The sequence below is a fragment of the Pseudomonas sp. GW823-FHT02C05 genome, from assembly GCF_058797595.1.
In genome coordinates this window covers 228,820-245,970 of sequence record NZ_JBXAJU010000004.1, presented here as the reverse complement: position 1 = coordinate 245,970, position 17,151 = coordinate 228,820, and the positions used below count along the sequence as shown (strand labels likewise).

15 protein-coding genes are annotated in these 17,151 nt (G+C 66.8%); 12 read left to right on the top strand and 3 right to left on the bottom strand.

The window, feature by feature from the left end; translation table 11 throughout:
• Positions 1-6: 6 nt before the first annotated feature.
• Together AC1RGE_RS22480 and AC1RGE_RS22475 are read left to right on the top strand one after the other, a co-directional pair.
• Positions 7-5,916 (top strand): hybrid sensor histidine kinase/response regulator, encoded by a 5,910-nt coding sequence (locus tag AC1RGE_RS22480; protein ID WP_492585058.1) that lies wholly within the window; start codon positions 7-9, stop codon positions 5,914-5,916.
• On the top strand, positions 5,909-6,358 hold the full coding sequence (locus AC1RGE_RS22475; protein ID WP_019095284.1) for a chemotaxis protein CheW: 450 nt from the start codon (positions 5,909-5,911) through the stop codon (positions 6,356-6,358). Before AC1RGE_RS22480 ends, AC1RGE_RS22475 begins: the two co-directional genes overlap by 8 nt.
• A 72-nt stretch (positions 6,359-6,430) precedes the next feature.
• On the opposite strand, the gene ybiA is transcribed toward AC1RGE_RS22475, so the two are convergent.
• The gene (gene ybiA / locus AC1RGE_RS22470) at positions 6,431-6,991 is read right to left on the bottom strand and encodes a riboflavin biosynthesis intermediates N-glycosidase (protein WP_072451795.1); all 561 of its coding nucleotides are present in this window, start codon (positions 6,989-6,991) and stop codon (positions 6,431-6,433) included.
• Between the two features lie 192 nt (positions 6,992-7,183).
• Here ybiA and mdcA point away from each other — a divergent pair, with 192 nt between their 5' ends.
• From mdcA to madM, 9 genes are all read left to right on the top strand, one after another.
• Complete coding sequence (mdcA, locus tag AC1RGE_RS22465; RefSeq protein ID WP_019095282.1) at positions 7,184-8,860, top strand: malonate decarboxylase subunit alpha; 1,677 nt, start codon at positions 7,184-7,186, stop codon at positions 8,858-8,860.
• Positions 8,860-9,735, top strand: a complete 876-nt coding sequence (locus AC1RGE_RS22460) for a triphosphoribosyl-dephospho-CoA synthase (RefSeq protein WP_015637357.1) — start codon at positions 8,860-8,862, stop codon at positions 9,733-9,735. The genes mdcA and AC1RGE_RS22460 overlap by 1 nt, the downstream gene beginning before the upstream one ends.
• Positions 9,735-10,034 (top strand): malonate decarboxylase subunit delta, encoded by a 300-nt coding sequence (locus AC1RGE_RS22455; RefSeq protein WP_015637356.1) that lies wholly within the window; start codon positions 9,735-9,737, stop codon positions 10,032-10,034. The genes AC1RGE_RS22460 and AC1RGE_RS22455 overlap by 1 nt, the downstream gene beginning before the upstream one ends.
• Positions 10,027-10,878 carry a biotin-independent malonate decarboxylase subunit beta gene (locus tag AC1RGE_RS22450; RefSeq protein WP_011063991.1) on the top strand — a complete coding sequence of 284 codons (852 nt, stop codon included), beginning with the start codon at positions 10,027-10,029 and terminating at the stop codon, positions 10,876-10,878. Before AC1RGE_RS22455 ends, AC1RGE_RS22450 begins: the two co-directional genes overlap by 8 nt.
• Positions 10,875-11,678 carry a biotin-independent malonate decarboxylase subunit gamma gene (gene mdcE / locus AC1RGE_RS22445; protein ID WP_123577187.1) on the top strand — a complete coding sequence of 268 codons (804 nt, stop codon included), beginning with the start codon at positions 10,875-10,877 and terminating at the stop codon, positions 11,676-11,678. The genes AC1RGE_RS22450 and mdcE overlap by 4 nt, the downstream gene beginning before the upstream one ends.
• Positions 11,675-12,301 (top strand): malonate decarboxylase holo-ACP synthase, encoded by a 627-nt coding sequence (locus tag AC1RGE_RS22440; protein WP_492585056.1) that lies wholly within the window; start codon positions 11,675-11,677, stop codon positions 12,299-12,301. Before mdcE ends, AC1RGE_RS22440 begins: the two co-directional genes overlap by 4 nt.
• Positions 12,298-13,233: a malonate decarboxylase subunit epsilon gene (mdcH, locus tag AC1RGE_RS22435; RefSeq protein ID WP_492585054.1), complete on the top strand. Its 936-nt coding sequence runs from the start codon at positions 12,298-12,300 to the stop codon at positions 13,231-13,233. Before AC1RGE_RS22440 ends, mdcH begins: the two co-directional genes overlap by 4 nt.
• 67 nt (positions 13,234-13,300) lie before the next feature.
• Entirely contained in the window at positions 13,301-13,693 is a 393-nt protein-coding gene (madL, locus tag AC1RGE_RS22430; protein WP_060841513.1) for a malonate transporter subunit MadL, read from the top strand.
• 5 nt (positions 13,694-13,698) lie between these two features.
• On the top strand, positions 13,699-14,466 hold the full coding sequence (gene madM, locus AC1RGE_RS22425) for a malonate transporter subunit MadM (protein WP_016968745.1): 768 nt from the start codon (positions 13,699-13,701) through the stop codon (positions 14,464-14,466).
• Positions 14,467-14,476: 10 nt separating this feature from the next.
• Here madM and AC1RGE_RS22420 read toward each other — a convergent pair whose 3' ends face one another.
• The gene (locus AC1RGE_RS22420) at positions 14,477-15,394 is read right to left on the bottom strand and encodes a LysR family transcriptional regulator (protein WP_346624717.1); all 918 of its coding nucleotides are present in this window, start codon (positions 15,392-15,394) and stop codon (positions 14,477-14,479) included.
• 155 nt (positions 15,395-15,549) lie between these two features.
• On the opposite strand from AC1RGE_RS22420, the gene trhA reads away from it, so the two are divergent.
• Positions 15,550-16,167 carry a PAQR family membrane homeostasis protein TrhA gene (gene trhA, locus AC1RGE_RS22415; protein WP_011063984.1) on the top strand — a complete coding sequence of 206 codons (618 nt, stop codon included), beginning with the start codon at positions 15,550-15,552 and terminating at the stop codon, positions 16,165-16,167.
• 75 nt (positions 16,168-16,242) lie between these two features.
• On the opposite strand, the gene AC1RGE_RS22410 is transcribed toward trhA, so the two are convergent.
• Complete coding sequence (locus AC1RGE_RS22410; protein ID WP_047289693.1) at positions 16,243-17,148, bottom strand: LysR family transcriptional regulator; 906 nt, start codon at positions 17,146-17,148, stop codon at positions 16,243-16,245.
• Between the last annotated feature and the right edge of the window lie 3 nt (positions 17,149-17,151).

The following is a 17,151-nucleotide window of genomic DNA, read 5'->3' as shown; positions in this document are numbered from 1 at the left end:
GTGGTTATGGTTGATCGGCACGACTATGTAGCCCTGGAGTGGGTCAAGGGCGAAATTGCCGAGACCCTGAAGCAGGCGCATCAGGCGCTGGAGCATCTGGCGGACGATCCCCAGGCCCTGGAGGCCATCGACCAGTGCCTGGAAGGCATTCACCTGGTCCATGGCAGCCTGCAGATGGTGGAGTTCTACGGCGCCGCGCTGCTGGCTGAAGAAATGGAAAAGCTCGCCCTGGCCCTGCAGCAGGGGCGCGTGGCCCAGCGCGACGAAGCCCTGCGCCTGCTGCGCCAGGCCATCGGCCAGTTGCCCCAGTACCTGGACCGGGTGCAGAGCGCGCGGCGCGACCTGCCGCTGGTGGTGCTGCCGCTGCTCAACGACCTGCGCAGTGCCCGGGGCGAGAGCCTGCTCTCGGAAACCAGCTTGTTCAGCCCTCAACTGCCCAGCCTGCCGCCCCTGAGCGACAAGGCCCTGGCGGCTTTGGAACCCCTGGAATTGCCCAACCAGTTGCGCAAGCTGCGACACATGTTGCAGACCGCCCTGGTGGATCTGCTGCGCGAGCAGGATGACGAGCAGAGCCTGGGCTACATGGCCAAGGTCTTCGAACGCCTGGAAGCCTTGTGCCAGGACGCCCCGCTGGCGCCCTTGTGGCATATCGCCTCGGCCCTGGTGGAAGGCATGCGCCACGACGAGATCGCCAACAGCCCGGCGGTGCGCAGCCTGCTCAAGGATGCCGACAAGGAGCTCAAGCGTCTGCTGGAACAGGGCATGGCCGGGATCAACCGGCCGGCCCCCGATGAATTGCTCAAGAGCCTGCTGTTCTATATCGCCAAGGCGCGCCATCCCACCCCATTGATGCTGACCATGAAAGAACGTTACGGACTGGATGACGCCTTGCCCGACAGCGCGGTGGTGGACGAGGAGCGGGCCCGCCTGGCCGGCCCCGACCGGGATGCCATGCGCTCGGTGCTGACCGCGGTGTGCGATGGCTTGGTGCGGGTCAAGGAACGCCTCGACCTGTTCGTGCGCAGCGACCGCCAGCACACGGACGACCTCGAAGGGCTGCTGTCGCCCCTGCGGCAGATCGCCGACACCCTGGCGGTGCTGGGCTTCGGCCAGCCGCGCAAGGTCATCATCGATCAGTTGGCGGTGGTCCAGAGCCTGGCCCAGGGCCAGCGCGCGCCGGACGACGCGGTGCTGATGGATGTGGCGGGGGCCCTGCTGTACGTGGAAGCGACCCTGGCCGGCATGGCCGGCACCGTGGAGCCCGAAAGCCGTGAGGAAAGCCGCCTGCCCACCACCGACCTGACCCAGATCCACCAGTTGGTGATCCAGGAGGCGCGGGTTTGCCTGCACCAGGCCAAGGACCTGATCGCCGAGTGCATCGAGGCCGACTGGGACGCCGAACACCTGCAGGCGCTGCCCGAGCTGCTGACCCAGGTGCGCGGCGCCCTGGCGATGATCCCGCTGCCCCGCGCGGCGGGGCTGATGCAGGCCTGCCAGCAGTTTGTCGTCGAACACCTGCTGGCGGCCCGTTCCCGGCCCGACTGGCAGCAACTGGACCACCTGGCGGATGTGCTCACCAGCCTGGAGTACTACCTGGAACGCCTGAGCGAGGATCACGAGGCGCCGGGGGAGAAGATCCTCGATGTGGCCCAGCAGGGCCTGCTCGCCCTGGGCTATGTGCCGGTGGAGCAGGTGCCGTTGCTCGATCAGCCCCTGAGCCCCAGCGAAGCCCTGGTGATGCAGGACCTGCAAGAGCTGGACGATCCCCGAGTGGCGCAGTCCCTGGCGGATGTCCTGGCGGTGCCGGTCTCGGCCCTCAACCCGCCGGCCCTGATTACCCCGGGCAGCCTGTTGCCGCCGCCAGGGGACGAGGAGCCGGTGGACGATGAACTGCGGGAAGTCTTCCTCGAAGAAACCGAGGAAGTGCTGGAGATGCTGCGCGAGTATCTGCCGCGCTGGGCCGCGGACCCCCATGGCACATCTGCCCTGAGCGAACTGCGCCGGGCCTTCCACACCCTCAAGGGCAGCGGGCGCATGGTGCGCGCGCTGGTGCTGGGAGAGCTGGCCTGGGCGGTGGAAAACCTTCTCAACCGGGTGCTGGAGCACAGCGTGGAGCCCGGTGTCGAAGCCCGGCAACTGGTGGCCGACACCCTGCAACTGTTGCCGGAACTGATCGCCGAGTTCGCCCAGCAGGCCCAGCGCCAGCGCGACGATGTCGACCGCCTGGCCGCCCGGGCCCATGCCCTGGCCAATGGCGCGCAAGGCTCGGCGCCAGTGCCGGCCGAGGCCTTGGACCCGCAGTTGCTGGAGATCTTCCGCACCGAGGCCCAGACCCACCTGGACAGCATCAACCGCTTTCTCGAGCAGGCCGCCGAACACGTACCGCTGCAGGCCAGCGACGAACTGCAACGGGCCCTGCACACCCTCAAGGGCAGCGCCTCCATGGCCGGAGTGCTGCCGATTGCCGAGCTGGCCGGCCCTCTGGACCAATTGGCCCGGGAATACCGGGCGCACTTGATCCCCCTGGACCTGGACGAGGTGGAGCTGCTGCTGGAAGCCGAAGGCCTGCTGCGCCGGGGCTTGCGGCAGCTGGACAGCGACCCGCTGGCGCCCATCGATGGCGCCCGCTCCCTGGTGGGCCGCGCCCTGGCCCTGCTGGGGGAGCGCCTGGAAACCCTGCTCAGCGCCCCGGACAGCGCGCCCCGGGCCAAGCGCGACCCGCAGTTGATCAACAACTTCCTGGCCCAGGGCATGGACATCCTGCTGGATGCCGAAAGCCTGCTGCGCCGTTGGCAGCAGCACCCGGGCGAGCGTCAGGAACTCAGCGCCCTGCTGGATGAGTTGACCACCCTGGGCGAGGGCGCGCACCTGGCCGACCTGCACCCGGTGGACGAGCTGTGCGAAGCCTTGCTCGATCTCTATGGCGCGGTGGAAGAGAGCAGCCTGGCCGTCAGCGAGCGTTTCTTCCACGAAGCCGAAAGCGCCCATGATGCCTTGATCAACATGCTCGACGAGCTGGCCGCAGGCCAGGAAGTCAGCCCGCGCCCGGAACGGGTGCAGGCCTTGCGCGAGCTGCTGGATGAAGGTCTGGACCCTTCTGCCACGGGCCTGATCAAGAGCGATGGCAGCCGCGCCCTGAGCATCAGCGAACTGGGCGCGGCCACGGCCCGCCTGGAGCAGGCCGAGGCCCCGATGCAGGCGGACGACGAAATTGTCGAGATCTTCCTCGAAGAGGCGGTGGATATCCTCGAAAGCGCCGACCAGGCCCTGCAGCGCTGGCTGGCCGACCCGGACAATGGCGCGCCGCTGTCTTCCCTGCAGCGAGACCTGCACACCCTCAAGGGCGGCGCACGGATGGCCGAAGTGGCACCGGTGGCGGAACTGGCCCAGGAGCTGGAGTCGCTGTACGAGGGGCTGGTGGACCGGCGCTACAGCCACAGCCAGCACCTGGGCCTGCTGTTGCGCAGCAGCCACGAGCAACTGGCACTGCTGCTGGAACAGTTGCAGGGGCAGCATCCCCTAGACGAATCCCGGGCGCAGATCGAGGCTGTGCGGTCGTACCGGCAGCAGGCCGCCAGCACCGGCGAAGTGGCCCAGGGCACGGTCGAGGAAGACCGTGCGGCCCAGGACCCGGAGCTGCTGGAAATCTTCCTCGAAGAAGGTTTCGACATCATCGACAGCTCTGCCGCGGCCCTGGCCCGCTGGCAGGCCGAGCCCCAGGGTCGCCAGGAAGTGGAAACCCTGCTGCGCGACCTGCACACCCTCAAGGGCGGTGCGCGCATGGTGGAAATCGCCCCCATCGGCGATCTGGCCCATGAACTGGAATTTCTCTTCGAAGGCCTGTCCGCCGGCCTGCTGCAACCCAGCCCGGTGTTGTTCACCCTGTTGCAGAAGAGCCACGACCGCCTGGCCCAGATGCTCGATGCGGCCCGTGCCGGCCAGCCCATCGAGCCGGCCCAGAAGCTCATCGATGCGATCCACGACCTGAGCCATCCGCGGGTAGCGACCGGCGTTGCCGCAGAAGCTGCACTGCCCAGCACCAAGCCCGAGCCCGCTGCGCCCGCGGCGGAAGCGGCAGTGGCGGGGGACATGGTCAAGGTCTCGGCAGAGCTGCTGGACGACCTGGTGAACCTGGCCGGGGAAACCTCGATCTTCCGTGGCCGTATCGAACAACAAGTCAACGATGCGCGCACGGCATTGGGCGAGATGGAAACCACCATCGAGCGCATGCGCGACCAGTTGCGCCGCCTGGACACCGAAACCCAGGGGCGGATTCTCAGCCGCCAGCAGGTGGAGGCCGAGCGCCTGGGCTACGAAGAGTTCGACCCCCTGGAAATGGACCGCCACTCGCAGTTGCAGCAGCTGTCCCGGGCCCTGTTCGAATCGGCTTCGGACCTGCTGGACCTCAAGGAAACCCTGGACCGGCGCAACCACGACGCCGAGAACCTGTTGCAGCAGCAGGGCCGGATCAACACCGAATTGCAGGAAGGCCTGATGCGCACGCGCATGGTGCCGTTCGAGCGCATGGTGCCCAGGCTCAAGCGCATCGTCCGCCAGGTGGCCGAAGAGCTGGGCAAGGACGTGGAGTTCGTGGTCGGCAACGCCGAAGGGGAAATGGACCGCAACGTTCTCGAACGCATGGTCGCGCCCCTGGAACACATGCTGCGCAACGCCGTGGACCACGGTCTGGAATCGGCCGAGGCGCGCCTTGCGGCAGGCAAGCCGGCACAGGGGCGGATCAGCCTGGACCTGTCCCGCGAGGGCGGCGACATGATTTTCGACATGCGCGACGACGGCGCCGGGGTGCCCCTGGAAGCCGTGCGCAAAAAAGCCATCAAGCGCGGCCTGCTGGACCCCGAGGCGCAGCTCAGCGACCGCGAAGTGCTGCAATTCATCATGCAGCCGGGGTTTTCCACCGCCGAGAAGATCACCCAGATTTCCGGGCGCGGGGTGGGCATGGACGTGGTCCATGAAGAGGTGCGCCAGTTGGGCGGCAGCATGAGCATCGACTCGGTTGCCGGCCAGGGCGTGCATTTTCGCATTCGCCTGCCGTTCACCGTGTCGGTCAACCGCGCGCTGATGGTGCAGTGCGCCGACGAGCAGTACGCGATTCCGCTGAATACCGTGGAGGGCATTGTCCGGGTGCTGCCCGCAGAGCTGGACGGCTACTACCAGCTCGACCCACCGCGCTATGAGTACGCCGGCCAGTCTTATCAGCTGTGCTACCTGGGGGAGCTGCTGCACACCGTGCCACGGCCGAAGCTGCTGGGCCAGGTGCAGCCGCTGCCGGTGCTGCTGGTGCACTGCAACGAGCAGCGCATCGCGGTGCAGGTGGATACCACCGCCGGCACCCGGGAAATCGTGGTCAAGAGCCTGGGGCCGCAGTTCGCCGCGGTCCAGGGGCTGTCCGGGGCGACGATTCTCGGCGATGGTCGGGTGGTGCTGATTCTCGATTTGCTGGCGCATATCCGCGCCTTGCAGGCCCAGGCACCGCTGCCGCGCCTGGCGGGCGACGAGCCGGCCAGCGAGGTGCAACCGCCGCGGCCGATGCTGGTGCTGGTGGTGGACGACTCGGTCACGGTGCGCAAGGTCACCAGCCGCCTGCTGGAGCGCCACGGCATGAATGTGCTCACCGCCAAGGATGGGGTCGACGCCATGGCGCTGCTGGCCGAGCACACCCCGGACCTGATGCTGCTGGACATCGAAATGCCGCGCATGGATGGCTTCGAGGTAGCGATCCAGGTACGCAACGACCCGCGCCTGCAACACCTGCCGATCATCATGATCACCTCCCGCACCGGCCAGAAACACCGCGACCGGGCCATGGCCATCGGCGTCAACGACTACCTCGGCAAGCCCTATCAAGAGTCGGTGCTGCTGGAAAGCATCGCCCTGTGGAGCAAGACCCATGCTTGATCACCGCGCCAGCACTCTCACCGGGCTGCTGCTGCCCCTGGCCGACCGTACCCTGATCCTGCCCAACGTGGCCGTGGCCGAGCTGATCGACTATCAGCAGGGCACCTTCGACCTGGATTCACCGCCCTGGTACCTGGGTCGGGTGCTGTGGCGCGAGCGGCGGATTCCGCTGATCAGCTTCGAGTCGGCCTGCGGTGGCAGGACCGTGATTGGCGAGCGGGCGCGGATCGTCGTGCTCAATGCCCTGGGCGGTCGCCCGGAGCTGAAGTTCATGGCCCTGCTGGTGCAGGGCATTCCCCGCTCCTGCAAGCTCGACAGCCAGTTGAGCTATGTCGACGTGCCCCTGGCTGCGCTGGAAAAGGCCGCGGTGCAGGTGGCCGAGCAGGTGGCCAAGGTGCCGGACCTGCTGGCCCTGGAAGAGCTGCTGGTGGCGGGGCTCTAGGCCTCTTGGCCGGCAAGCCGGCCGCTACACAACACCGCCGGTAGGAGCTGGCTTGCCAGCGAAGGCAGCCCCTCAGCCAATGCGCAACCTGTCCCGCACCTCCATCAGCGCATAGCCCAGCAGATTCAGGCCGCGCCACTGTTCCGGCTGGCTGGCCCTGGCATCCTCGGCGGCCAGGCCGATGCCCCAGATCCGGTCCACCGGGCTGGCTTCCACCAGTACCTGGTCGCCTGTGGACAGCAGGTATTCCCCCAGCGCCTGATGTTGGCTGAACTTGGCCAGGTTGCCCTGCACCACGATATCCAGGCGTGCTTCGGTCCAGCGGGCGTCATCGAAGCCGCGCACCTCGCGACCCAGTTGCTTCACGTCGGCGGGCGTCACGGCCTTGAGGATCCGCCCGTGGGTTTCCTGGTCGCCGAACAGCAGGGCCTTGCCGGCCATCATGAAATGCTCGGCGCTGGGGTACTGAATGCCATCGAGTTCCAGACCTGCGTCGAACCACTGGCTGAAACAGCTCTGGGAGATGCGTCCGTCCCGGGTGGGCTGGTGCCCCCAGAACATCAGGTAGTCGGGCTTCAGGCCATGCTTGAGCTGCTCCAGCAGCGCCTGGTTCGAGCGAATCGGTGTGTCCATGCTGACTCTCATCTTGGTCTGCCCAGGCCGCTCATGGGCTGGTACGGCGGGCATTGTGTACCGAGAGAGCATGAGAGTGCCATGGCTCCCAAATCATTACGCTGAGCGTAACGATCTAACGCCGCGCTTGATTGATGTCCCCCGTTTTCACTCCTAAGGTGACTGCCACGACAGCGAACCCGTGGAGTGAGCATGACAACAATAATTTCCCCCGACGCGCGCTGGTCGCGGCGGCGCAGCGAAAAGCAGCGGCGCCTCGAGCAGGTGCGGGCCATCGCCGATGGCGTGGTGTTGCCGACCGACAAGATCGTCGCGGCCCTGGAAGCGCTGATCCTGCCCGGCGACCGGGTGGTGCTGGAAGGCAACAACCAGAAACAGGCGGACTTTCTCTCCCGCTCCCTGGCCAAGGCCGACCCGACCAGGCTGCATGACCTGCACATGATCATGCCCAGCGTCGGCCGTTCCGAGCACCTGGACCTGTTCGAGCGCGGCATCGCCCGCAAGCTGGACTTTTCCTTTGCCGGCACCCAGAGCCTGCGCATCAGCCAGTTGCTGGAAGACGGGCTGCTGGAAATCGGCGCCATCCATACCTACATCGAACTCTATGCGCGGCTGGTGGTGGACCTGATCCCCAATGTGGTGCTCTCTGCCGGGTTCATGGCCGACCGCGCCGGCAACATCTACACCGGCCCCAGTACCGAGGACACGCCCGCGCTGATCGAGCCGGCGGCCTTTAGCGACGGCATTGTCATCGTCCAGGTCAACCAGCTGGTGGACGATGTCAGCGAGCTGCCCCGGGTCGACATTCCCGCGTCCTGGGTGGATTTCGTGGTGGTGGCCGACAAGCCGTTCTATATCGAGCCGCTGTTCACCCGCGACCCGCGCCATATCAAGCCGGTGCACGTGCTGATGGCGATGATGGCGATTCGCGGCATCTACGAAAAACACAACGTGCAGTCGCTGAACCATGGCATCGGTTTCAACACCGCGGCCATCGAGCTGATCCTGCCCACCTACGGCCAATCCCTGGGCCTGAAAGGCAAGATCTGCCGCAACTGGACCCTCAATCCTCACCCGACCCTGATCCCGGCCATTGAAAGCGGTTGGGTAGAAAGCGTGCATTGCTTCGGCACCGAACTGGGCATGGAAAACTACATCGCCGCGCGTCCGGACGTGTTCTTCACCGGTCGCGACGGTTCCCTGCGTTCCAACCGGATGTTCTGCCAGCTGGCCGGGCAGTACGCGGTGGACCTGTTTATCGGCGCCACCTTGCAGGTGGATGGCGACGGCCATTCCTCCACCGTGACCCGTGGCCGCCTGGCCGGTTTCGGCGGGGCACCGAACATGGGCCACGACCCCCGCGGGCGCCGCCACGGCACTCCAGCCTGGCTGGATATGCGCCAGGATCAGAGCGATGCACCCCAGGCCATGCTCGAACGCGGCAAGAAGCTGGTGGTGCAGATGGTGGAAACCTTCCAGGAAGGCGGCAAACCGACCTTCGTCGAAACCCTCGACGCGGTGGACGTGGCGCGCAAGAGTGGCATGCCCCTGGCGCCGATCATGATCTACGGCGACGACGTCACCCACCTGCTGACCGAGGAAGGCATCGCCTACCTGTACAAGGCCCGTTCCCTGGAAGAGCGCCAGGCGATGATCGCCGCCGTGGCCGGGGTTACCGCCATCGGCTTGCGCCACAACCCCAAGGACACCGCGCGCATGCGCCGTGAAGGCCTGATTGCCCTGCCGGAAGACCTGGGCATTCGCCGCACCGACGCCAGCCGCGAGCTGCTGGCGGCGAAAAGCGTGGCCGACCTGGTGGAGTGGTCCGGTGGCCTGTACAACCCGCCCGCCAAGTTCAGGAGCTGGTAATGCACGCATTCAACCTGCAATCACCCACCCCGAGCCTGGCCGAGCGCCTGGCGGACCTGGCGGTGGACGCGCTGATCGACGAGGCCGACCTGTCGCCCAAGCCGGCCCTGGTGGACCGCCGTGGCAATGGCGCCCACACCGACCTGCACCTGGGCCTGATGCATGCCTCGGCGCTGTCGCTGTGGCCGGCCTTCAAGGAAATGGCCGACGCTGCCCTGCTGCTCGGGGAAGTGGGCCTGCCCCTGCGTGAAGCCCTGGGGCGCATTGGCCGAGAAGGCGAGCAGGCCATGCTCGCCACCACTGGTGGGGTGAATACCCATCGCGGGGCGATCTGGGCCCTGGGGCTGCTGGTGGCCGCCGCCGCGCTGGAACCTCAAGCCACGAGTGCCGGAAGTGTCGCGCTGCGGGCCGCGCGCCTGGCCTTGCTCGAAGACCGTTATGCACCACGCCCCTTGAGCCATGGCGCCCAGGTGGCGCTGCGCTACGGCGTGCGCGGTGCCCGCGAAGAAGCCCAGCAAGGCTTTCCCGCCGTGCTGCAACTGGGGCTGCCGCAGCTCAAGCGCAGCCGCGCCCAGGGCCATGGCGAACAGAATGCCCGGCTCGATGCCTTGCTGGCGATCATGAGCCGGCTGGCGGACACCTGCGTGCTCTATCGCGCCGGTGAGCTGGGCCTGCAGGCCATGCAGCAGGGGGCCCGGGCGGTGCTCGATGCTGGTGGCAGCGCCACCTTGGCCGGGCGTCGTCGCCTGCATGAACTGGATCTGCAACTACTGACCTTGAATGCCTCGCCCGGCGGCGCTGCCGACTTGCTGGCGGCCAGCCTGCTGCTGGACCGGATCGAATCCGGCGATGCTGTTAACCAGGGAGCGAACTGATGGAAACCTTGTCCTTTGAATTCCCCGCCGGCCAGCCCGGCCGTGGCCGCGCCCTGGTGGGCTGTGTCGGCTCCGGCGACCTGGAAGTGCTGCTGGAGCCGGGCCAACCCGGCAAACTGAGCATCCAGGTACAGACCTCGGTAAACGGCAGCGCATCGCGCTGGCAGCACCTGTTCGAGCGCATGTTCGACGGCCAGACGCCGCCGGCGCTGTTGATCGACATCCATGATTTCGGCGCCACCCCCGGGGTGGTGCGCCTGCGCCTGGAGCAGGGCTTCGAGGAGATCGGCCATGACTGACAGCGCACGCTTGTTGAACAAGCACAGCTTCGTCGAGCTGGGTGCTCGGCAGCGGGCCCGGGCACTCCTGGATGCCGGCAGCTTTCGTGAGTTGCTGGACCCGTTCCAGCGGGTCATGTCGCCCTGGCTGGAGCGCCAGGGCGTAGTACCCCAGGCTGATGACGGGGTGGTGATCGCCAAGGGCAGCATCGCGGGTTCGCCGGTGGTGATTGCTGCCATCGAAGGCGCTTTCCAGGGCGGCAGCCTCGGTGAAGTGGGCGGGGCGAAGATTGCCGGCGCCCTGGAGCTGGCCGCCGAGGACAACCGCAACGGCATCCCGACCCGCGCCGTGTTGCTGCTGGAAACCGGCGGCGTGCGCCTGCAGGAAGCCAACCTGGGGCTGGCGGCGATTGCCGACATTCATGCGGCGATTGTCGACCTGCGCCAGTACCAGCCGGTGGTCGGCGTGGTGGCCGGCAGCGTCGGCTGCTTTGGCGGCATGTCGATTGCCGCCGGTTTGTGCAGTTATCTGTTGGTCACCCAGGAAGCGCGCCTGGGGCTCAACGGCCCGCAGGTGATCGAGCAGGAAGCGGGCCTTGAGGAATACGACTCCCGGGACCGGCCTTTCATCTGGAGCCTGACCGGCGGCGAGCAGCGTTTCGCCAGTGGCCTGGTGGACCGCTACGTGGCTGACGACGTGGCACTGATCCAGGCCCAGGTCCGTGAGCTGCTGGCCCTGGGCTTGCCGTCGCGGCAACGCAGCCGCGAGGCCGAGCTGTACCTGCAACGTCTGTCCCGCCTGGACACGACGCCGCAAATCGATGCGGCGACGGTTCGCGACCTGTATCAAGGAGACCGCCCATGACTGCTAGTTCCCTGCGGGGCCTGAACTGGTTCGACGCCTTGAGTGGCGATGTGACCCCCGTGAGCGGCCTGCCACCTTCCTTGAAGGTTGCCGACGGCCAGTTGGACGGGCAGCCGGCGCGCTTCATTGCGGTAGTGCCTGACCCCGACAACCGTTTTCCCCGCGCCCGCCAGGGCGAGGTCGGCCTGCTGGAAGGCTGGGGGCTGGCCAAGGCAGTGGATGAGGTGATCCGCGCCGATCAGGACCAGGAGCACAAGCGGGCGCTGATCGCCATTGTCGATGTGCCGAGCCAGGCCTATGGACGGCGCGAAGAGGCGCTGGGCATTCATCAGGCCCTGGCGGGCGCCGCCGACAGCTATGCCCGGGCCCGCCTGGCCGGGCACCCGGTGATTGCCCTGCTGGTGGGCAAGGCCATGTCCGGGGCCTTTCTGGCCCATGGGTATCAGGCCAACCGCTTGATCGCCCTGCGTGACCCGGGGGTGATGGTGCACGCCATGGGCAAGGCCTCGGCGGCGCGGGTGACCCTGCGCAGCGTCGAGGAACTGGAAGCCCTGGCCGCCAGTGTGCCGCCCATGGCCTATGACATCGACAGCTACGCGGGCCTGGGCCTGCTGTGGGAAACCCTGTCGGTGCGGCAGATCGAACAACCGACGGCGGAGGATCTGGCCCGGGTCGATCAATGCCTGTTGGCGGCGATTGCCGATGTGCGGGCCAAGGGCGTCGACCTCGGCAGCCGTCTGGGCGCGGTGAACCGGGCGGCGTCGAGCCGAGTCCGGCAGTTGCTGCGGGAGCAGTGGTGAGCGGGTGCGGCCCCTGGCTGCCCCACGATCTGCTGTGGGGCATGACCCCGGCGCAGTTGCCGGGCGATGCGCCGGCCTGGGCCCATGCGGTGCTGGAGGCCGGGCAGCCGGTGGTGGTGCGCCGGGCCCTGACTGCACCGGGGCAGGTTGCGGTGGGTTTGCGCGGTGTTTCCCGGGAACAGCGCTATCCGGCGCTGCTGGATCTGCAAGCCGTGCAGCGCGGGGTGCGCCCCGAGCAGCTGTGTCATGTACCGCCCCAGCGCCCATGGCCGGCGTTGCAGGCGTTGCAGCATTTGCGCGATGAGCTGGATGCCCTGGAGTGGATCTGGGGCGTGAGTGGCAGTGCCGGTTTCGAGCTGGCCAGCGGCGTGGCGGCCTTGCATCAGCACAGCGACCTGGACCTGATCCTGCGTACCCCGGAGCTTCTGCCACGGGCCCGGGCCCGTGAATTGCTGGCGCTGCTGGACGGCGCCGGTTGCCCGGTGGATATGCAATTGCAGGTGCCCGGTGGCGCCCTGGCCCTGCGCGAATGGGCCGGGCCGGCTGCCCGGGTTCTGCTCAAGAGCGCCAGTGGCGCGCGCCTGGTCAGCGACCCCTGGAACCCTCAGGAGCAGGCGGCATGAGCAGCCTGCTGGTGTTTCCGGGCCAGGGCGCGCAGCAGCCGGGGATGCTCCAGCGTCTGCCGCAAAGCCCGCAAGCGCGGGCCTGCCTGCAAGAGGCCAGCGATATGCTGGGGCAGGACGTACTGACGCTGGATTCACCCCAAGCCCTGGCCAGCACCCGGGCGGTGCAGCTGTGCCTGCTGATCGCCGGCGTGGCGGCGGCGCGCACTCTGTTGCAGCCCGATACTCGGGTGAACTACGTGGCGGGCCTGTCCATCGGCGCCTATCCGGCGGCGGTGGTGTCCGGGGCCCTGGAGTTTGCCGACGCCTTGCGCCTGGTGAGCCTGCGGGGTGAGTTGATGCAGCAGGCTTATCCACAGGGCTATGGCATGACCGCATTGATCGGCCTGGAACTGGCGGCGGTGGAAGGGCTGCTGGCCCAGGTCCACAGCCCGCAGAGGCCGGTGTACCTGGCCAATATCAACGCCGACAACCAGGTGGTGATCGCCGGCAGCGATGCCGCGATGCATGCCGTGGCCGAGTTGGCCCGGGGGTGCGGGGGCGGTGTGGCCAAGCGCCTGGCGGTCAGCGTGCCGTCCCATTGCCCACTGCTGGAACAACCGGCCCAGGCCCTGGCTGCCGCCTTTGCCGAGGTACCCCTGCAACTGCCGAAGCTGGGCTACCTCAGTGGCAGCCGAGCGCGGCCCATGCGCTCCGTGGAAGCGTTGCGCGATGACCTGGCCTTCAACATGTGCCGCGTCGTCGACTGGCGCGGCACGGTGCAAAGCGCCTACGAGCGCGGGGTGCGCCTGCAGATCGAATTGCCTCCCGGCGCGGTACTGACCGGGCTGGCCCGCCGGGTGTTTGCCCAAGGGACGGTGATCGCCTTCGACGGCGCGCGCCTGGATACCCTGCAAGCCCTGTTGAGTGAGGAGGGAAGCCGCGACCGATAGAGCACCGACTCAGGCTGACGAAGCACAAGAACAACAACTTCGACGATGCACTTTGAGGACTACGACAATGATTATCTACGGTGTGGCCTTCCTGGCCTTTTGTACCCTGGTGGGTATTTTCATCGGTGAGCTGCTGGGCAAATTGATCGGCGTGCCGGCCAATGTCGGCGGGGTCGGTATCGCCATGCTGCTGTTGATCGGCCTGGGCAGTTACCTGCACAAGCGCGGGCTGTTCGCCGGCAAGTCCGAACAGGGCGTGGAGTTCTGGGGCGCAGTGTACATCCCCATCGTGGTGGCCATGGCCGCCCAGCAGAACGTCTATGGCGCGCTCAAGGGCGGTCCGATGGCGATTCTCGCCGGTACCTTGGCGGTGGTGATCGCCTTCGCCCTGGTACCGGTGCTGGTGCGCATCGGCAACAAGGCGCCTGATGCTGCCGTTGCTCAGAAAACAGTGGGGTAAGGGCCATGTACGAATCGATGATGAAGGTCATTACCGGCTACGGGCTGATTAGCGGCTTTGCGGTGATCGGGATCACCATGTGGGTGTCCTACTGGATCTCCAACACCTTTACCAAGGGCCGCCTGCACGGCTCGGCCATCGCCATTCTGCTGGGGCTGGTGCTGTCCTATGTGGGCGGTGCTTTCACCGGTGGGCAGAAGGGCGTGGTGGACATTCCGCTGCTCTCGGGCATCGGCCTGCTGGGCGGGGCAATGCTGCGGGACTTCGCGATTGTCGCCACGGCCTTCGGGGTCAGTGTCGAGGAGCTCAAGCGCGCCGGATTCGTCGGCGTACTGGCGCTGTTCGTCGGGGTCGGCTCGTCCTTTGTGGCTGGAGTCGGCGTGGCCATGGCCTTTGGGTATACCGATGCGGTGAGCCTGACCACCATTGGCGCCGGGGCGGTGACCTACATCGTCGGTCCGGTGACCGGGGCGGCGATTGGCGCCAGTTCCGAAGTCATGGCGCTGTCGATTGCCGCGGGCTTGATCAAGGCGATCCTGGTGATGGTGATGACGCCGTTCGTGGCGCCGTTGATCGGCCTCAACAACCCGCGCAGCGCGGTGATCTTCGGCGGCCTGATGGGCACCTCCAGCGGTGTTGCCGGGGGGCTGGCGGCCACCGATCCGAAGTTGGTGCCCTACGGTTGCCTGACGGCGGCGTTCTACACCGCCCTGGGTTGCCTGCTGGGGCCGTCGTTGCTGTTCCTGCTGATGCGCGGCCTGCTGGGCGCGTAGGCACCGGCCTCTAGGTACTTTGCCGGTTGGCGTACATCCGGCATTCGGCCAGGAGCGCCAACAGGTTCGGGTCGCGCTCCTTGGCCTTGAGAAACACCACGCCGATATGCTGCTGCAGGCGGTAGCGCGCCTGCAGTGGTATCAGTTTCACGCGGTTCTCATACACCGCCGCGATCCTCCCCGGCAGCAACGCATAACCGACCCCGGAGCTGACCATGCTCAGCAGGGTGAAGATGTCGTTGACCTGCATCGCCACCTTGGGTTCGACCCCTGCTTGCTTGAACACTCGCACCCCGTCCTGATGGGTGGCAAAGCCCTGGGTCAGGGTGATGAAGGTGGCGTCGCGCACGTCGGCCAGGTCCACTTCGCTCTGCTGGGCAAAGGGCGAATCGGCGGGGGTGGCGAGAAAAATGTCATCGGAAAACAACGGCAGTTGCTCGCAGTCCGGGTCATGGGCGCTGTCGTCCAGGGAAATCAGGATGGCGTCCACCTCCATGTTCTTGAGCTTGTACAAAAGGTCGATGTTGGAGCCCAGGATCAGGTCGATGTTCAGCTCGCTGCGGCGCAGCTTGAGGCCCATGATCAGCTGCGGCACGGTTTTCACCGTCAGCGAGTAAAGTGCGCCGAGCTTGAAGCGTTCTGCTGAAAAGCCCGCCGCTTCGCGGGTCAGGCGCACGCTCTCGACCACGTCCTGCACCAGCTTCTGTGCCCGTTCCTCCAGGACGAAGGCGCTTTCCAGGGGCGTCAGGTTGCGCCCTTCATGCTTGAACAGCGGGCAGCGCAGGGCATTTTCCAGGGAGTGAATGGCCCGGTGCACGCTGACATTGCTGGTCTGCAACTCGGCGGCGGCGCGGGCCAGGTTGCCGGTGCGCATGAAGGCCAGAAACACTTCGAGCTTTTTCAGGGTCAACTCTTCGTCGATGAGCATGGTCCGGACTCTGCTGAGGAGGGGGTGATGATGCCCGATCGGTCAGGACGTGGCCGCTGGTTTTTTCTCGGCCGCGCCCCAATAGACATATTGCGCTTTCAAGCTGCAGGCCTGAGCCTTGCGTGTTTTTTCAATGTTTCAAGGGTGAGCGACTGATGTATCACGGAGAAAGATTCAACGCCTGGACCCACCTGCTGGGGGCAATCGCGGCGTTTATCGGCGGCATCTGGCTGGTGGTGTTGGCCAGCCTGGATGGCAGCCCGTGGAAGATCGTCAGCGTGGCGATCTATTCCTTCACCTTGCTGGTGCTCTACAGCGTGTCCACGGTCTACCACAGCGTGCGCGGACGGGCGAAGAACATCATGCAGAAGGTTGATCATTTTTCGATCTACCTGCTGATTGCCGGCAGTTACACGCCGTTCTGCCTGGTGACCCTGCGCGGGCCCTGGGGCTGGACCCTGTTCGGCATCGTCTGGGGGCTGGCGCTGATCGGCATCCTCCAGGAGATCAAGCCGCGCTCCGAGGCGCGGATTCTCTCCATCGTGATCTACGCGGTGATGGGTTGGATCGTCCTGGTGGCGGTCAAGCCGCTGCTGGCGGCCCTGGGGCCAGCCGGCTTCGCCTGGCTGGCCACGGGCGGGGTGCTGTACACCGTGGGCATCATCTTCTTTGCCCTCGACAGCCGCCTGCGTCATGCCCACGGCATCTGGCACCTGTTCGTGATCGCCGGCAGCCTGCTGCATTTCGTCGCGATCCTGTTCTACGTCCTGTAGCGGCCGGCTGGCCGGCGCAGCGGGTCCTCTGGATTAGCACCGGGCTGGCGGACGCTTTCGCTGGCAATCCAGCTCCTACAAGGGGCGGTCGAGCTGGGCCTGGGCCTGGTGGGCGAAGATTTCCAGCAGGCTGGCCAGGGTGTGGGGCGGCGGTTCTGCGGCGCGGGTCACGGCGTACAGGGTGATCGGCAGCGGCGGGCTCAAGGGGCGGATAGCGGTGTTGGCCGTTGAGGCGCCCAGGGCGGTAAAGGGGTCGATCAAGGCCAGCCCGGCGCCGGACTCAACCATGGCCCGGGCCAGGGAATAGGTCTGCACGGCAATGCTCACCCGCGGCGGCGGCTCCACCGACTTGAGGTAGCTGTCGAGCCGGGCCGACAACGGGTCGGCGCTGCTCAGGCCAATCAGTGGCGCGTCCGCCAGCTCCTGCAGCGCCAGGGGCTGGCCGCGGCTGTGTTCGGGCCAGAAGCCCAGCGGCGCCAGGGCCACCAGCACACCCTGGGCCAGGGGTTGGGCGCTCAGGCCCGGGTGATCCGGGGGTTGCAGGGTCAGCGCCAGGTCGATTTCGCGCATCAGCAGGTTCTGTACCAGCTCGCGGCTATGGGCGCTGGACAGTTCGCACAGGCTGTCCGGGTAAAGGCGGGTCCATTCACTGATGGCGGGCGGCAGCAAGGCCAGGGCCAGGGCTGGTGTGGCGCCGATGCGCAGGCTGTGGCCCGGCGCCCGGCGCAGGTTCTGGGCCAGGCGCCGTACCCCTTGCAGGCTCTCGCTGACCTTGTCCACTTCCCGCTCCAGCTCCAGGGCTTCCGGGGTTGGCTGCAACTTGCCCCGCACCCGCAGGAACAACGGGAAACCCAGCTGCAGTTCGGCGTGCTGCAAAACCTTGGTCACTGCCGGCTGGGAGACATGCAGCAACTGCGCTGCGCCGCTGATGGAGCCGGTCTGGCGGATGGCCTGGAAAATCTCGATATGACGAAGGCGCATGGG

What these genes read in the sequence shown, in the direction of transcription:
- AC1RGE_RS22480 (WP_492585058.1), top strand. Translation starts at nt 7, where the DNA reads ATGGTTGATCGGCACGACTATGTAGCCCTGGAGTGGGTCAAGGGCGAA.
- AC1RGE_RS22475 (WP_019095284.1), top strand. Translation starts at nt 5,909, where the DNA reads ATGCTTGATCACCGCGCCAGCACTCTCACCGGGCTGCTGCTGCCCCTG.
- ybiA (WP_072451795.1), bottom strand. Translation starts at nt 6,991, where the DNA reads ATGGACACACCGATTCGCTCGAACCAGGCGCTGCTGGAGCAGCTCAAG.
- mdcA (WP_019095282.1), top strand. Translation starts at nt 7,184, where the DNA reads ATGACAACAATAATTTCCCCCGACGCGCGCTGGTCGCGGCGGCGCAGC.
- AC1RGE_RS22460 (WP_015637357.1), top strand. Translation starts at nt 8,860, where the DNA reads ATGCACGCATTCAACCTGCAATCACCCACCCCGAGCCTGGCCGAGCGC.
- AC1RGE_RS22455 (WP_015637356.1), top strand. Translation starts at nt 9,735, where the DNA reads ATGGAAACCTTGTCCTTTGAATTCCCCGCCGGCCAGCCCGGCCGTGGC.
- AC1RGE_RS22450 (WP_011063991.1), top strand. Translation starts at nt 10,027, where the DNA reads ATGACTGACAGCGCACGCTTGTTGAACAAGCACAGCTTCGTCGAGCTG.
- mdcE (WP_123577187.1), top strand. Translation starts at nt 10,875, where the DNA reads ATGACTGCTAGTTCCCTGCGGGGCCTGAACTGGTTCGACGCCTTGAGT.
- mdcH (WP_492585054.1), top strand. Translation starts at nt 12,298, where the DNA reads ATGAGCAGCCTGCTGGTGTTTCCGGGCCAGGGCGCGCAGCAGCCGGGG.
- madL (WP_060841513.1), top strand. Translation starts at nt 13,301, where the DNA reads ATGATTATCTACGGTGTGGCCTTCCTGGCCTTTTGTACCCTGGTGGGT.
- madM (WP_016968745.1), top strand. Translation starts at nt 13,699, where the DNA reads ATGTACGAATCGATGATGAAGGTCATTACCGGCTACGGGCTGATTAGC.
- AC1RGE_RS22420 (WP_346624717.1), bottom strand. Translation starts at nt 15,394, where the DNA reads ATGCTCATCGACGAAGAGTTGACCCTGAAAAAGCTCGAAGTGTTTCTG.
- trhA (WP_011063984.1), top strand. Translation starts at nt 15,550, where the DNA reads ATGTATCACGGAGAAAGATTCAACGCCTGGACCCACCTGCTGGGGGCA.
- AC1RGE_RS22410 (WP_047289693.1), bottom strand. Translation starts at nt 17,148, where the DNA reads ATGCGCCTTCGTCATATCGAGATTTTCCAGGCCATCCGCCAGACCGGC.